Origin of the sequence: Synechococcus sp. HJ21-Hayes, assembly GCF_024345835.1 — a bacterium.
In the GTDB taxonomy this organism is placed as follows: domain Bacteria; phylum Cyanobacteriota; class Cyanobacteriia; order PCC-6307; family Cyanobiaceae; genus Vulcanococcus.
In genome coordinates this window covers 90242-105301 of the sequence record NZ_JAGQBW010000001.1, presented here as the reverse complement: position 1 = coordinate 105301, position 15060 = coordinate 90242, and the positions used below count along the sequence as shown (strand labels likewise).

Annotated in this window: 17 protein-coding genes; 12 read left to right on the top strand and 5 right to left on the bottom strand. The window is 56.4% G+C overall.

The features are described from left to right. The first annotated feature begins 4 nt into the window (after window positions 1-4). From KBZ14_RS00655 to KBZ14_RS00620, 8 genes are all read left to right on the top strand, one after another. On the top strand, window positions 5-604 hold the full coding sequence (locus KBZ14_RS00655; RefSeq protein ID WP_255116349.1) for a globin family protein: 600 nt from the start codon (window positions 5-7) through the stop codon (window positions 602-604). Window positions 605-661: 57 nt separating this feature from the next. After that, a complete protein-coding gene (locus KBZ14_RS00650; RefSeq protein ID WP_315856113.1) occupies window positions 662-1405 on the top strand; it encodes a pentapeptide repeat-containing protein in 744 nt (247 codons plus the stop codon). Window positions 1406-1430: 25 nt separating this feature from the next. Further along, window positions 1431-2630 carry a ferrochelatase gene (gene hemH / locus KBZ14_RS00645; RefSeq protein WP_255116584.1) on the top strand — a complete coding sequence of 400 codons (1200 nt, stop codon included), beginning with the start codon at window positions 1431-1433 and terminating at the stop codon, window positions 2628-2630. Window positions 2631-2837: 207 nt separating this feature from the next. Next, window positions 2838-3713 (top strand): phycobilisome linker polypeptide, encoded by an 876-nt coding sequence (locus tag KBZ14_RS00640; RefSeq protein WP_255116347.1) that lies wholly within the window; start codon window positions 2838-2840, stop codon window positions 3711-3713. Window positions 3714-3825: 112 nt separating this feature from the next. Then, window positions 3826-5352 carry a phycobilisome rod-core linker polypeptide gene (locus KBZ14_RS00635; protein ID WP_255116346.1) on the top strand — a complete coding sequence of 509 codons (1527 nt, stop codon included), beginning with the start codon at window positions 3826-3828 and terminating at the stop codon, window positions 5350-5352. Window positions 5353-5420: 68 nt separating this feature from the next. Then, window positions 5421-6161: a phycobilisome rod-core linker polypeptide gene (locus tag KBZ14_RS00630; protein ID WP_255116345.1), complete on the top strand. Its 741-nt coding sequence runs from the start codon at window positions 5421-5423 to the stop codon at window positions 6159-6161. A 264-nt stretch (window positions 6162-6425) separates the two neighbouring features. Beyond that, a complete protein-coding gene (locus tag KBZ14_RS00625) occupies window positions 6426-6959 on the top strand; it encodes a phycobiliprotein lyase (RefSeq protein ID WP_255116344.1) in 534 nt (177 codons plus the stop codon). 3 nt (window positions 6960-6962) lie between these two features. Then, the gene (locus KBZ14_RS00620; protein ID WP_255116343.1) at window positions 6963-7583 is read left to right on the top strand and encodes a chromophore lyase CpcT/CpeT; all 621 of its coding nucleotides are present in this window, start codon (window positions 6963-6965) and stop codon (window positions 7581-7583) included. A 299-nt stretch (window positions 7584-7882) separates the two neighbouring features. Here the strand turns inward: KBZ14_RS00620 and KBZ14_RS00610 are convergent, their stop codons facing one another. Further along, the gene (locus KBZ14_RS00610; RefSeq protein ID WP_255116341.1) at window positions 7883-9229 is read right to left on the bottom strand and encodes a HEAT repeat domain-containing protein; all 1347 of its coding nucleotides are present in this window, start codon (window positions 9227-9229) and stop codon (window positions 7883-7885) included. Between the two features lie 472 nt (window positions 9230-9701). Next, the gene (locus tag KBZ14_RS00605) at window positions 9702-10136 is read right to left on the bottom strand and encodes a DUF2656 family protein (RefSeq protein WP_255116340.1); all 435 of its coding nucleotides are present in this window, start codon (window positions 10134-10136) and stop codon (window positions 9702-9704) included. Window positions 10137-10235: 99 nt separating this feature from the next. Here KBZ14_RS00605 and KBZ14_RS00600 point away from each other — a divergent pair, with 99 nt between their 5' ends. Beyond that, window positions 10236-11150 (top strand): HEAT repeat domain-containing protein, encoded by a 915-nt coding sequence (locus KBZ14_RS00600; protein WP_255116583.1) that lies wholly within the window; start codon window positions 10236-10238, stop codon window positions 11148-11150. A gap of 50 nt (window positions 11151-11200) precedes the next feature. Here KBZ14_RS00600 and KBZ14_RS00595 read toward each other — a convergent pair whose 3' ends face one another. The 3 genes from KBZ14_RS00595 to cpeB form a co-directional block, all read right to left on the bottom strand. Further along, window positions 11201-11830: a HEAT repeat domain-containing protein gene (locus tag KBZ14_RS00595; RefSeq protein WP_255116339.1), complete on the bottom strand. Its 630-nt coding sequence runs from the start codon at window positions 11828-11830 to the stop codon at window positions 11201-11203. A gap of 94 nt (window positions 11831-11924) precedes the next feature. Continuing rightward, a complete protein-coding gene (cpeA, locus tag KBZ14_RS00590; protein ID WP_255116338.1) occupies window positions 11925-12419 on the bottom strand; it encodes a C-phycoerythrin subunit alpha in 495 nt (164 codons plus the stop codon). 56 nt (window positions 12420-12475) lie between these two features. Further along, a complete protein-coding gene (cpeB, locus tag KBZ14_RS00585) occupies window positions 12476-13036 on the bottom strand; it encodes a phycoerythrin subunit beta (RefSeq protein ID WP_255116337.1) in 561 nt (186 codons plus the stop codon). A gap of 349 nt (window positions 13037-13385) precedes the next feature. On the opposite strand from cpeB, the gene KBZ14_RS00580 reads away from it, so the two are divergent. From KBZ14_RS00580 to KBZ14_RS00570, 3 genes are all read left to right on the top strand, one after another. Continuing rightward, entirely contained in the window at window positions 13386-13601 is a 216-nt protein-coding gene (locus KBZ14_RS00580) for a DUF8630 family protein (protein WP_255116336.1), read from the top strand. Window positions 13602-13720: 119 nt separating this feature from the next. Then, a complete protein-coding gene (locus tag KBZ14_RS00575; protein WP_255116335.1) occupies window positions 13721-14434 on the top strand; it encodes a biliverdin-producing heme oxygenase in 714 nt (237 codons plus the stop codon). 29 nt (window positions 14435-14463) lie between these two features. Further along, window positions 14464-15054, top strand: a complete 591-nt coding sequence (locus KBZ14_RS00570; protein WP_255116334.1) for a phycobiliprotein lyase — start codon at window positions 14464-14466, stop codon at window positions 15052-15054. Window positions 15055-15060 lie beyond the last annotated feature (6 nt).

Sequence of the window (15060 nt, the reverse complement as noted above, 5' to 3'; positions counted from 1 at the left end):
TCCCATGGACGAAAGACTTAGAGAGCTGACAGCCAAGGCGCGCATATTCGGCTTGATACACGATCAGTCTCTACCGCCATCGATTCGTGCAATACTTCAGCAAGCAGATGCGGAGGCCCGTGCATTAAGTGAGGATGAATTGAGCGCCATCTGTAGTATCTCTACTGTCAATGCTGAACACCTGCAACGGCTTCAGTCAAAGACTCCCCTAATTGTTACCTCAGCCAAGGGTCAACTACTTCGCGAAGATCCAGGCCTAGTTCTTACCGGTGGTGCGCTTTACCCTGGGGCAAGGGCGGAAGCGTGTTGGCGCGATTGTTGGCATTTTCTTAGAGTAACGATCTATGCAGTTGCGGTGGAACGCCCAATTTTCACCCATCCCCCCGGAGTACGGGGTCTAGGTGATTTGTATCGGGAATTAAGGGTGCCAGTCAACAGCATGGCTCTAGCGATAGGCTTTCTAAAAACTGACGCACTTTCACGCTATTCTGCCTATGCGAGCTCAAATGATGTATCCCTTCTGGGAGAAGCCCTGCTGCACCTAGAGCAGATGATTCAACAATTGAACCAAAGATCCAGCCCAGCCACTGAGGTTAACTTATGAACTCATTGTATGCGCCATTTCTAGCTCGACCATCAGCAAGTCCGCCTAGGGCAATACATGCAAATCCGATGCCATTATCACGTACAAAACAACCCTCCAGATATCATGACGTCAGCTTTCCCCATTACGTCACTCGCCTTTGAGCGCACAACCCCCGAGCAGCAGAAACCCCCTGCTAACAGTCATGAAGGCCCATTGGATGCCAGGGGAGCCGATTGGCGCAACCTACAACTTGGCGAGCTTGATCTATCCAAGGCACGATTATGCCGAGTAGATCTTAGGGGTGCTGACCTTCACAGCTGCCAATTTGAAGGCACAGATCTACGATTGGCTCGCTATGACAGACATACAATTTGGCCCCACGGTTTCGATTTCCGAAGCAGTGGAGCAATCGGCCCGCAGGCACGGCTTAATGGGGCCTTTCTCAACAATGCAGATCTTGCCGGCATGGATCTGGAAGGAGCATCGTTAATGGGTGCCTATCTCAGCGGAGCTGATCTCTCAGGTGCTTGCCTGCGAGGCGCACGACTGGCTGGAGCAGATCTACGCCATGCCCTATTGAGAGGTGCATTGTGTGAGGGGACTCGATTCCTGAACTGCCAGCTTGACTATGTGGATTTCCGACATGCAGAGCTCAAAAACAGTGATTTAAGCGGCGCTAGTTGCATTCGCGGGGCTGACTTTTCAGGTGCAATCGACATCGACACCCTTCGAGGATCTCTGCTTGGCCGGGCTTTCCAGGAACTTGACTGCTGGAATCCATTGACACGCCGAACGACGCGCGAAAGCCTTCATGGCTGAATCCAATCGTGCATTTGAAGCCCGCATGGAACCATCTGCAACCAAACGAAAACCACGAGTCGGCGTTGTCCTGCTGAACCTTGGCGGACCGGAACGGATCCAGGACGTTGGGCCGTTTCTTTACAATCTATTCTCAGATCCAGAGATCATCCGCCTGCCGGTATCAGCGATGCAGAAGCCATTCGCATGGCTGATAAGCAGCTTACGCAGCGGCAAGTCACGGCAGGCCTACCGCTCGATCGGAGGAGGTTCGCCGTTGCGACGCATCACGGGACAGCAGGCCCAAGACCTACAAAGCAGCCTGCGACTCCATGGAGTGGATGCCACCAGCTACGTAGCCATGCGCTACTGGCATCCATTCACCGAATCCGCTGTAGCAGACCTCAAGGCCGACGGAGTCGATGAAGTGGTTGTGCTGCCGCTCTACCCTCACTTCTCGATCAGCACCAGTGGCTCGAGCTTCCGGGAGCTGCGGCGCTTGCGCAATATCGATCCTACCTTTAGCCGCCTGCCAATCCGCTGCATCCGTAGCTGGTATGACCATCCTGGCTACATCCAAGCGCTGGCTAATTTGATCGCACACGAAATAAAAGCATGCGAAGATCCTTCCAATGCACATATATTCTTCAGCGCCCACGGTGTGCCCAAAAGCTATGTGGAGGAAGCCGGGGATCCCTATCAACTGGAGATCGTGGCCAGCAGCAAGTTGATCCTTGAGCAACTAAAGCAGCAGTTAGGCTATACCAATCCCTTCACCCTCGCCTACCAAAGCCGTGTTGGTCCAGTCGAATGGCTCAAGCCCTACACCGAAGACGCCCTGCAGGAACTGGGAGCGCAAGGAGTTAAAGACCTTGTGGTAGTGCCGATCAGTTTTGTCAGCGAGCATATCGAAACCCTAGAAGAAATCGATATAGAATACCGAGAGCTTGCTATAGCAGCCGGAATAAAAAACTTTCGGCGCGTCCCTGCGCTGGACACGGATCCAGCGTTCATTGCCGCCCTGACCGACCTGGTGGAGCAGGCGATGGCTGAAACGGAAACCGATCTCGATCAAGCTGCTCAGCGACCCACCAAGGCGAATCTCAAACCCCAGAACAAGTGGGCCTGGGGCTGGAACAACGACTCCGAGCTGTGGAACGGACGAGTAGCGATGCTTGGGGCTGCCGCAGTCCTGATGGAGGTGATCATCAGGCATGGCCCACTGCATGGACTAGGACTGCTTTAAAAACTCCTAAACTTCCAATATTGTTGGCTGTTGCTCGTTGCCGCAAGGGAAAAGGGCTGTCCAGCCATGGGCCCGCAGCAATGGGCGGGGCAATACCCCAATGCCCCAAGCAAGTCAGGCGAAGACAGAATTGCGCTTTGTAAATCTACTGGCCAAAATGGCCGCCTTCATAGGATGATCTTCGGGTCATCCCAGGAATGCACTATCATGTCCTTCGGCCCCGCCTCAATCCTAGGGGTTGAGCGATTCGACAGCGAGTCACCCCTCGAGTTGCTTCCTGGAGATAGCGATGCGAACAAAGAGCAGCTAATTCAGTCAGTCTACCGCCAAGTGTTGGGCAACGCCTATGTGATGGAGAGCGAGCGCCAGCTGGTCGCAGAGTCCCAGCTAAAGCTTGGTGAGCTTAGCGTACGTGAGTTCATTCGCACCATCGTCAAGAGCGATCTCTATCGGACTCGATTCTTCGATGCCTGCCCACGCTACCGCTATATCGAACTAGCCTTCAGGCATCTGCTGGGCCGGGCACCTGCGGATTTTGAAGAGATGCGTGCCCACGCAGAGCGCCTCGATAGCCACGGCTATGACGCAGATATCGACAGCTTCATCGATTCAGACGAGTACCAGAACGCATTCGGTGAGTGGACTGTTCCCTACCAGAGGGGATGGAAGACGGAAAGCTGCCTCACCATGCAGGAGTTCACTTGGAGCTTCCAGTTGCTCAGGGGAGCCAGCAGCAGCAGCCTCAAGGGCAGTCTTGCCGGTAAGGCTTCGCGACTCGGCGCAAATGCCTATCTCAACCGAGCGGTTGCGGTAATTCCGCCCTCCTCCGCGGACAGCCAGGGCTGGAGTTTCAGGCCATCATCTAACCTCCAGGATGCCCAGACCCGTTTGGGAGTAGGCGCTGGAGCAGAAGGTCGCATTTATCGAGTGGATGTAACGGCGTATCGCGCCAACAATGTGAAACCGATTTCTCGTTATAAGAAATCGAACCGTACCTACTTCGTACCCTTCGACCAGCTCTCAACAAAATACAAGCAGATTCACCGCGAGGGAGGAGTGATCGCCAGCATCACCCCCGTATAAACATTCATTGATTGCTACTTTATTCAGAGAACGTCATAACCTGCCTGGTGAGATAGTCACTCACCAACGCAGCACTTCCTGATCTCTCCCCCTCCCCCCTCCCAGTTGTGTAATGACCAGCCAATCCTTTGCACTCAGCTTTGGCGCTACTCCCCTTCTAGACAATCCGGTTAGCTACAAGACTGGTGATGATGAATCCAGCCTTAACCTTGTGATAAATGCGTGTTACAGGCATGTCTTCGGCAACACCATGCCGATGGAAAGCGAGCGCCTCGAATCTGCGGAATCGCAACTGAGGCATGGCAGCCTAACGGTCAAAGAGTTCGTTCGCTCCCTTGCGAAGTCGTCTTTCTACCGCTCACGCTTCTATGAAGCCGTGGCGCCCCATCGTTGCGTTGAATTGTCCATCAAGCATCTACTGGGCCGACCGCCAGTGGATGAGGCAGAAGTGAGCGCCGAAGTGGCAAGGATTGCTAGCGCCGGCTTTGACGCGAGCATCGATGCCCTCATTGATTCCGAAGAGTACGGACGTTCATTCGGAGACGACACGGCCCCCTACATCCGCACTTGGAACAGCCCTGCCGGCTCACCCCAATCGGCCTTCAATCGCATCGCCGCCCTCGAGCAGAACTTTGCTGGCAGCGATTCAGCTATTGGCTCCAAAAGTAAGCTCCTCGTCAGTCTGGCCAGGAATCAATCCATCGCAATTAGTGTCCCTACCCATGTGTATCGGGCCCAGAGTTATGGAGGTTTCGGAGGAAATGAAACGGGTCGCACAGTCTTTACGCCTGTAAGTCGTAGAAGCAGCGATGGAGGAGATTCAGTGCCGCTGCGTGGCGATTTGTATGTGGGATTCGGTCTCGGCCAGCGCAGCCAGGAAATCTTCCAACGGGTCCCGGGAGACACCCCCGATCAGATTCAGGGGTTGATCCGGGCAGCCTACCGCCAAGTAATGGGCAACCCCCATCTCATGGAAAGCGAAAGGGTACTCAGCGCCGAAAGCAAGTTCGCCGAAGGCTATCTCAGCACCAGAGAGTTTGTGCGGGCTATTGCCTGTTCGCCTGAATATAGACGTCGCTTCTTCGAAAGCAATGCTCCCTATCGCTTCGTAGAACTCAACTTCAAGCACCTGCTCGGACGCGCGCCTGCTAGCCAGGCCGAGCTGAGCGAACACATCCAACGGCTGGCCGTAGAAGGCTACGAAGCGGAAATCAGCAGCTACCTAGATGGCTCAGAATACCAACATTGGTTTGGCGAACACACTGTTCCATACGCCCGCATCCAAACGGAGAATGGCCGCAACCAGATTGGCTTTAATCGTCACTTGGCACTGGTGCAAGGCTTCTCCAGTAGCGACAGCGTGCAAAGTTCCTCCAGCTTGGTAACTTCGTTGGGTGCCAAGGCTCTGCCAGGCGGCTGGAGCAGCACCACCGTACGTCTGAACCGCCGCTCCGCCTTCAGCGGCTCGGTTGACCCCACCACAAAACGGTATCGGATTGCCGTTCAGGCGCAACCCGCAGGTGGCCGCCAACGCACACCTAACGCCAGCTACCTAGTCTCTGGTAAGGACATGACCACGCAATTGGCCTACATCCACCGCCGTGGCGGACGCATCATTTCAATCACTGAAGTTGCCTAAGTAAGCACAGCTTTCTCCCTGCTCTTATTGCAACACTCGTTTCTCCCTTTTCTGATTTCTCCCTGGCAGTGACCTTCACACTCACCACCTCATCAGTGCAAGACCAAGCCCATGCGCAGGACATTCTGCGAGCTGCCTACCGACAAGTGTTTGGCAATGCGCACTTGATGGAAGAGCAGCTGGTTGCGACCGCTGAAAGCCAATTTCTCCAAGGTGATCTCACCGTTCAGGGGCTGATTTCCGCCCTTGCTTGTTCAGACACCTATCGCAGCCTGTTTCTCGAGAAAAATGGGCCCTATCGGTTCGTTGAACTCAACTTCAAACACTTGCTGGGCCGAGCACCACGCAACCAAGCAGAACTGAGCGAGCATGTTCAGCGACTAGCCGCTGAAGGGTATCAAGCCGAAATCGACAGCTACGTGTATTCCACTGAGTACGGCGATGCCTTCGGTTTCGACAGCGTTCCTTACTGGCGTACCACAGCTACCACCACTGGGGAAAGCAATCTCACCTATGTGCGCTCCCTGAGTCTAAGAGGTGATTCCGCTGGCTTTGATGGGGGTAAACGGCCGATCCTAAAAGCAAGCCTTGCAACGGGTTCAGCGCCGGCCACTGCTGCTCGTAGTAACCGGGGGGTAAGTTCTAGCCGCAATCAGCGTCGCTATCGCATCAGCTGGAGCACATTGACGCCAACCGGAGTGAACCGCCGAGTTGTTCAAGTGTCCGTTGTCCCCTTCAGCAGCCTCACCGCAACGCTACAGAGTGTGCAACGTCGCGGCGGCACAATCCTATCGGTGACAAATGGTTGATCGACGCTTTTTGGACTCCTAACCTGCTTTGTGGTGGGACAGGCAAGCAGTTTGACCTAGAAGGAAACAGCCTAGTTCTTCCCACCATATCCTGATCTCCCTAACCCAAAATGCAATCCCAGTCTCGGTTCACACAGGTCCCATCCAGAGTGACCAAGGCCAGTTCTTCTGTGGCAAGGGATCTAATGATCCACAGCCTGGTCCACATGGTGCAGGCCGCCCGCCCAGAAACGGATAGGCTCGCCCAACTCCCCCAATTAATGTATGAGCATTGAGCAGTTCGTTGCCCGTTCGGAGGGGCAATGGCGGTCGATGCGTTCAGCGCACGCTCTGGCCTTTAAACAGTTTGAGGATGTCATTAGCACTATCAAGATCGTACGCCTAGCTAGTAATAATCAAGACGTAGTGGATTACCTGGCATTGCAGTCGATTGCTCCTGACAGTATTTCCAGCCCTTTTCAGATGACTTGGCAGGCAGAGTCTGATTGGGAACCAGATGATCCCACGGCAGTTTCTCAAGGAACCAGCATCCTGATCCCGATTCCAAGAACCGAACGAACGGGGCAGCTGCTGCGTAGCACAGGCTATGCAGAATCGGAGCCGGCAGTTGCCTCCTATAGCTTTCTCGATGATGGCACATTTATCCTCAAGACTGTCTATGGTCAATCAATAGCAGAGGAACGAATCTGGTTTCTCTCTGAGCACGTGCGTTGCCGATCCTCTGTTCTACGAACATCAGAGGGATCGGGCATATTGCAGACTTCCTTCAGCTCGGAAATCAGGAGAATAGAGGCTTGATCCATGGATTCTGCATCCATACTGCATTTCGCTCAGACCATTTCTGGCTGTTTCAGTAACCATCAACAGGCAAAGGCAGAGCCATCCAAGTTCGCTCATATCAACATTTTCTTTCGTCCCTTTCCATGGGAGACTTTTCGTGGCCCTTGGTTTTACTCTGAGCAGAGTTATGATTATGATCCTTGGCGTCCATACCGTCAGGGAGTGCATCAGCTAATCAATGCAGACGACCATCTTCTGATGCTCAACTTCGGTCTTCGTAACGGAATTCGCACAGCCGGAGCAGGATCTCGCCCCGAACTCCTGTCTGGGATCGTCGTAGATGATCTGCTGCCCCGTCCAGGCTGCGCGATGGTCTTTCGCCAGAAAGAAGATGGTTCTTTCAGGGGTGAAGTGGAGCCGGGTTGTAAATGCCTGATTCCCCGCGATGGACAACTGACCTATCTTGTCAGCGAAGTAGATTTTGGCAAGGATCACTGGTTGAGCCGAGATCGCGGCTTTGACCCGAGTACGCACGCCTATCTCTGGGGATCTGAGCATGGACCTCTACGCTTTAGCCGATCCCATCGCTATGGCGACCATCTCGATAAAGCCTGGCTCCTGAATGATCATGAGATCAGCTAAGGAAGATGGGTACAAAGAGTCCACAGCATCAGCTGGAAAGTTGGATTCGATCACAGCATCTAATCTGCCGTGGGACTGACTTTATCTTTGAGACAGTTGATCAATCTCTGATCGATCGATTCGAACACTGTCTGCTTTCGTTAGGGGGTGAGATCACCTCCATACAAGAAGTAGGTGCTTGGCCGATGGGGCCAAAGCGTACTTTTAAAATTTTACGTGCTGTGGCAAAGGTTCCAAGACCTGCCGGACAGGCGTTCGTGAGCTATTGGGCAAGCAATGGAAGCACAAAGACACGATTTTCAGAAATCAGTGAGTAACCCAGCCACCTGCCGTTTCTTGCTCTCGACAAAAGCATTTGGATCATTAGTCTTGATGTGCAAGTGCACGAGTTGAGTGCCGATCGACATGCCCATTCCAATCATTTGTGCAACCGCCATCCACGACGCATAGCGACATTCCCAATTCGCCTCCAGTTCAGGGTCCAGCAGTTGAGTTAGAGAAGAATTTAATCGTTCGGGCTGAAGACTTAATAGGGCCAGAATGGCCGCTGGGCGGGACTTGGCAAACTGCGGTCGGCGGTTGAAGATGGCATCATCGCAATAATCTTCTACCTTAGCCTTTTCATCCCCCCAGTCAACTATCATGGCAAATAGGCGAATAAAAAAATAGTGAGCTCCATAGTCATTGTGGGCCTCTTCCAGCCAGCGCTGCTCGAGCAGAGGCCACAGGCGGTCGCCCGGTTCGCAGGCAAGTGTTTGGAGCGCAAGATAGCAGCGACTAAAATCCGTACCAAAAAACTCATTAATCAAAAACAAATTCTCTTGCTTTTCGCCATAGCTGTGGACAAGCTGAAGGCACTCAGGGCTATCAAATAGCAGCGAATCTAGTGTGTCCAAAAGCGATAGGCCGTTGCATAGCGGCTGCGCCTCGGGCCAGAGCAGACGCACCGCCCGCATCCGAAAGGCCGGCGATACAGGTGTGCGCATAATCTCCTCAAGCAGCTCTATTGCGCCAGCATCAATCACATCCTGAATAGCCGACTGCCGGTCCATCTGATTTGGTAGAAACAGTTGCTCGCCAAGGATCAGGATCCGATCTTTCGATCCAGATAGAGTGGCCACAGCGGCGATTGCTGCACCACGGACACCAGGCCTATCATCATTCTGTAGAGCGCTGATCTCGGGAAGTGCTTGCATGACCCTTAGGCCGGCCAAACTCTGAATCAGCACACGACGATTCTGACGGCGGTCTGCCAATAAGGCCACCATCTGGTTGATGAAACCTTGATCCTGGCAGCCCAACTGGTGCAAGGCCCAAGCTGCATTCTCTACCAAATAATGGTCGTCGCTGTTCAGACACTTGCCAATGCTCTGGATCGCATCTCTGCAACCAAGCCGCGCCAGCACCTCCACGGCTTTGCGTTTAGCGAGTTGAGTTGCTTGCGTTTTATCTCCATCTGCGAGCAGCTGAAGCAAGGCCTGTTCCGATTGCCAGCCTGGAAAGTTGAGCAATTGGGCCGCCGCCATGTAGCGATCACTGCTTGACTCCAATTCGGCCACTGGTAAAGACAGAATGCGCAAAGACTCTTCCAGATCAAGGCCCGGATGAATGTTATTAAAGCGGCTTGAACTCACTGGCTCGTTCATCCTTGATTACATCGATCATTATCCCATGCGCTACCGATCAGAGGGGCGCATTGCAGATGTCAGAATATGTAGCGATTGGCGAACCCAATGCGCTTGGGAGACAGTCCAAGTAAGATGCCTGCGTCAGCATGGGAATCCTTGATTAATCAGGTATTTTATGTGAGCGTGGTCGGAAGCTTGAAAGGTGGCCACGTCGCTTGCAGAACCATTCGAGTTCCACAGCAAACCTTGAGTGTCGTGATGCATGTGCTTCATCACCAGGGAATGAGGGTTGCCGATGTGACTGGCCTGATTAAGGCCCGGGCTGATGTCGGTGCTAAGCCCCAGCCAGCTTCAGCGCAGGAGAATGTCGAAGCACTGCCTTCCCCTGACGCTGATCGGTCGGAACCTGGCCAACCCAAAGAAACTAAGCGCGTAAACCGGCGCACGACCAAGCAACCCTCTCGGAGCAAGCGAACCTAAAGCCGTTCCACTAGAGCGGCTTGTAGAGCACCTCAAAAACGCCATCGGCTGGACGGCCAACCTTCAGCTGTTCCCATTGAATACCCTCCAGAAAAGCATCTGGATCAGGAGTTTCAACGACGTCGACCCCCCAGGCGCCGAGACCGAGTGGTGAAGAGTTGGCTGCTGGTGTGTCCTTGCGCCCTCCTAACGCAAGAATCCCATGGTTGACCCCATGGCCATCGTCGCTACGCAGTGAGGCCCATCCTGCCACTAGTTCCTCAGCAAAACGCGGGGCATCTAGCGGGCTCTCCATCCGGAGACGCCAGTGCGGGTGGGACAAAGCTTCCGCCGAGGTGACCGTTGGACAGAAGCGTTTCAACCCTGCCGCCAATTGCAGCCCATCCAAGGGGGGGCAACATTCACTCGCCACCTGCAGGTTGTGGGAGATCAAGAAGGTGGTCATTGCTTTGCTTCAATCGGGCTTATGTTAAGAGCAGACACACCAGCCGGGTGCCGTCTGGCTCTGCGTCAAGAATGGGCCCTGGACTGCCACACCGCCTTGATCCACGAGACTCCGCCACTGACGCCGGCATCTGCCGCCATCTCCCTCAGTGAAGAGGAAGCAGCGCTTTTAGCTTCGGAGCTGAAGCAGCAGTTGCGCTCCGGAGATCGCCCCGCCGGGGATCAAGAATTGATCGAGAAGATGGTGGCCGGGCTCGGCGATCCACGCGGCCTGATGCGGCTCACCTTCGCCGAGAGTCTGGGTGCCGTTGGTCCCGCAGCCGTTCCGGCTTTGTGCCAGGCTCTTAGAAGCCACGCCAATGTGACCGTCCGCCGTGCCGCCGCCAAAACCCTCACTTTGATCGGTGACCCCGTTGCACTCCCCGATCTCCTGGCTGCGCTTCTGAATGATCCGGATCCGGTGGTGCAAGGATCTGCCGTGGGTGCCATGGCAGCCACTGGTGAGTGCGCCGTGGAGGCTCTGATCGCTGTTCTCTCCAATGCCGAGAGCACCACCATGCACCTGGGACTGGCCAGTTGGGGGCTGGCCTTCGTCGGTGCCAGGGCGCCAGAAGCACTGCGCCGAGCAGCCCGTTCTGCCGACACCGAAGTGCGTACGGCGGCGATTGCCGCCCTGGGTGAGCAGATTCAGAGCCTGGACGACGACGAGGCCCGGGTGCTGGTGATCGAGGCTCTCGCCGATCCGGCTGAACCGGTGCGCGCAGAAGCCGCCACCCTGCTGGGGAAGCTGCATGATCCGATCTGGGCCTCACCGCTCCTGCAGCCCTTGCTAAGAGACCGTTCGGATCAGGTGCGCAAGAATGCCGCCCTTTCGTTGATGAAGCTGCGAGCCATGGATGCCATCACCGAGCTAGAGGTTGCCCTGGCAGCAGAAGCCAGCGACCAGGTCAAGCCTGTGCTGCAGGTCTCACTTCAGCAGCTACGCAAACATCAACGAGCCGTCGACGACCTCTGAGGCCTGCCTGAACAGCAGGCTGATGGCCCCTTGTTAGGCTGGCCCCTTGTTTAGGCCAATGGCTGCCGCATCCGTAGCTCCTCCAGCCTGGCCATCGACGCAATCACCGTTTCGAGCACATAGGGATCGGTGTTCTCGGCGGTGGACAACTCAAGGAAACAAGCAGCCACATCCGGATGATCGATGCCAGCCAGGGCAGTCACCGCTGCCACGGCCTGCGCCTCGTTCTTGCCTCGGCACACCTGCAGCAACAGCGGCAGCGCCTGCCTGCCGACCTGGCCGAGGGTCATCACAGCGGTGATCGCCACCACGGGGGAGGCGTCATGCAACGCGGCCTCAAGGGCTGCCATGGCTTCCGGAGGAACATCGATGCCGGGCCGATTGGAAGCAATCTGGGCATAGGCCTTCACGCAACTGGCGCGAACGGTGGCATCGGAGCTGGCGTGGAACTTAGCGGCAAGGGGCAGCATCGCCCGATCGGCGAAAGCACCTAGGGCGCGCACCGCTGCCCGTCGCCTCGCCACATCCTGATGATCGAGCATCAGAAGCAGCCGAGGTAACGATGCATCGGCATGGTGCCGAACCATCTCCAGGAATGCCTCGGTCTGCACGTAGGGATTGGGATGCCCAAGATCGTCGAACAGCTGATCAAGGGAGCTGGTGCTGGTGGCAGGAGCCATCGGAAGGTCGTCGCTGCGAGGGGAAGGGCCTCAGAAGGGGCCGTCAACAAAAAAGGGGAGGCCTAAGCCTCCCCCCTGCGTAATTACACGGGCCTCAGGAGAGGGAATTGATGGCGTAATCGAGGTAGCTCTTGAGCTCGTTCAGAGCCTGGGGGCTCATGTCGCGAGGGGAGCAGGCGCGGTCACGGGTGTAGGTGAGCGCTTCGACGTAGGCCGCAGTGGGGAGATTCAGGGTGCGATAAACCTCGCGGGCGCCGGCAATACCCCACTCGTCGAGGGGGCCGGTGCCGCCCACCACCAGGCAGTAGTTGATCAGGCGCATGTAGTGGCCGAGATCGCGGTAGCACTTGTCAACCTTGGTCTGGTTGCTGCCAGCTTCGCCGGCTTGCTTGAGATAGGGGTACTTCTTGAAGCAGGCATCGCCGGCCTCCTTCACAACGGCGTCCATACCAAGAGCCAGCTTTTCAGCGGCTTCCAGGCGGGCAGTGGCGCGTTGAATATTGCCCTGAACGGCCTCAAGGTCGTTCTGGCTGGGGAAGCGACCGGCGGCGTCAGCGGCGGTCACGACAGTGGTGACAACTGATTTCATTGAATGGTTCCTGTGATGGAAGTGAAAAGGATGAAAAAGCTATTGCTGAAAGCCGATCAAGCCAGAGCGCTGGCCACGCGGTCGAAGTAGGAGGCAGCTTCGGCAACCAGTGCGGAGCAATCGCCCTTGATGGTTTCCATCTTGCGGAAACGGGTTTCGTCGGGATTGGTACCGCTGGTGTTGGTCTCGTTGATGTGGGCCGTGGAAGACGCCTTCATGATCGCCACGGCACGGGCGGCTGACTGCAGGGGCACACCCAGAGCGATGTAGGTTTCCTTCAGACCGTTAAGGCAGCGGTCGTCAAGAACGGAGGAATCGCCGGCCAGCAGGGCATAGCTGATGTAACGCAACACGATCTCACCATCGCGCAGGCATGCGGCCATGCGGCGATTGGGATAGCAGTTGCCACCAGCCTGGATCAGTCCAGTGTTCTCGCAGATCATGCCGGTCACGGCATCAGACACAATGCAGGATGCATTGGAGGAGATGGCATTGACGGCGTCGAGGCGCTTGTTGCCCTCAGCAACATAGGCACGAAGAGCTGCCAGTCCATTGCCGCCAATAGCAGCATTTTTTGAATCAGCGCTTACAACAGCGCGGGAGAAGGCGTCGAGCATTTTGGAGAGAACCCTGGGGGAGGGATGGGGAGCTTCTTCAAACAGGCTCTGAACTTTTCAAAATTACTGGGACAGCAACTGAAAAGTGGCTTGTGAGCTTGTCCTAAGGATCGAAGCTCCACGAAGTTAGCCTGAGGGTCTAGCCAGGACTGCCTAGCAACGGGTGACGCAAGATTTCGTGATTAAAGCCCGCTCGGCCGCTTCCCAGGCCCTGGCCCGTCGGCCCAAATGGTTTGTCGCGCCGTCGAACTCGCGGCTTGGGCCAGGCCTTTTAGGGGCCCGAGGCCCCGGTGCGAGCTGCCGGGCTCGGACGACTACGTACCGTGGCCAAAGCCGCCTTCTCCACTCCATGACCGATCCCAGCCGTCAGGACTGTCTCGAGTCAATCGAAGTGCTCACCACCTACCGCGATCGCCTGGTCAGCGATGTGAAGGCCATGGGCCAGCGGCTCAAGCTCCCCCAGAAGCAGGTTGAGGCCACCCTCGCCTCCCACGCCGAACTGCAGCGCATCGAGGCGGTGCTGATCCAGCTGGCCAGCCAACTGGAGACCACCACTCCGTCCTGATCCGATTCAGGCCTGCCAGTTTGGCTGGCAGGGCCTTTCATTGAGGCCTGCAACCGACGGACCTGATCCCGGACGATCCTCCCTTAGGTTCGAGCCAGCACCATTCCTGCCTTGCTGCCATGGCTGTCAACCTTGCCCTCCAGCTGCGGGAGGGTACGAAGAAGGCCCACACCATGGCCGAGAACACAGGCTTTGTGAGCTGCTTCCTCAAAGGGGTGGTCGACAAGGCCAGCTACCGCACCCTTGTGGGGGATCTCTGGTTTGTGTATAGCGCCATGGAGGAAGAGATCGGCAAGCTCGCCGATCACCCCGTGGTGGGGCCAATCGGTTTCCCCCAGCTCAATCGGCGATCGGCGCTGGAGCAGGATCTGGCCTTCTACTTCGGTTCGGACTGGCGCAGCCAGGTCAAAGCCACTCCAGGCGCCCAGGAGTACGTAGCCCGCATTCATCAGGTGGCCCAGACGGCCCCCGAGCTGCTGGTGGGTCACCACTACACCCGTTACATCGGCGACCTTTCCGGCGGCCAGATCCTCAAGGCCATCGCCCAGAAGGCCATGAACCTGGGAGAGCACGATGGCTTGCGCTTTTACGAGTTTGATGCCATCGATGACGAAAAGGCCTTCAAGGCCGGCTACCGCGCCATCCTCGACGGCCTGCCGATTGAACAGGCCGTGGCGGACCGCATTGTGGCGGAGGCCAACCAAGCGTTCCACTACAACATGAAGATGTTCCAGGAACTGGAGGGCAATCTGGTCGCCGCCATCGGCAAGGTTCTGTTCGGCTTCCTCACCCGGCGACTCCGGACCGGCAGCACCGAGGCCGTGGTCGCCTGAAGGTGATGGCACAGCTTCCACCCTTGACCATGGCGGAGTTCTTGGCCGCCAGTGCCGGCACTTGGCTAACCCGCCGGGCCGTTCACCATCTTGATCACCAGGACGACGAAGCCGGCGACTCCAATCTCACCATCGAACCTTTTGATCGCTCCGATGCGGCCGTGCAGAGCATCTGCGAAAGCCTTGGCGTTGCCTCCGGCCAGGTGAGTGGCGGTGCGCGCTTCTGGTGGGAGAGTAACCTTAAAGAGAACAGCCGCAGTGACGACCATGCCGCCGTTCTGCTCGATGTTGTGGACCTTGCGAACCCACGCTGTGGCTTGCTACTGCGGGACAAGGGCTACATCGAGAAGCAGCCGGTGATCAGCAACTACTCCTTTGCCGAGGACGGGCTGCTCACCATCACCACTCGCTACGACACGAATGTAGGGGTTGAGCGCTGCTGGTTCGTAACCGAAGGCGTACGCATCCGGGTCAGCAGTGTGCAGTTCCTTGATGGCATCAGCATGACGACCTACTGCACCGAGCTGCGCTGTCCCAGTGACGCTCAGCTGGAAGCGATCAGCGCAACGGCACGACAGCGTTTCCCACTCGCCACGCAGCCGCTTGCTGCGGAAAGCTAACCGCCC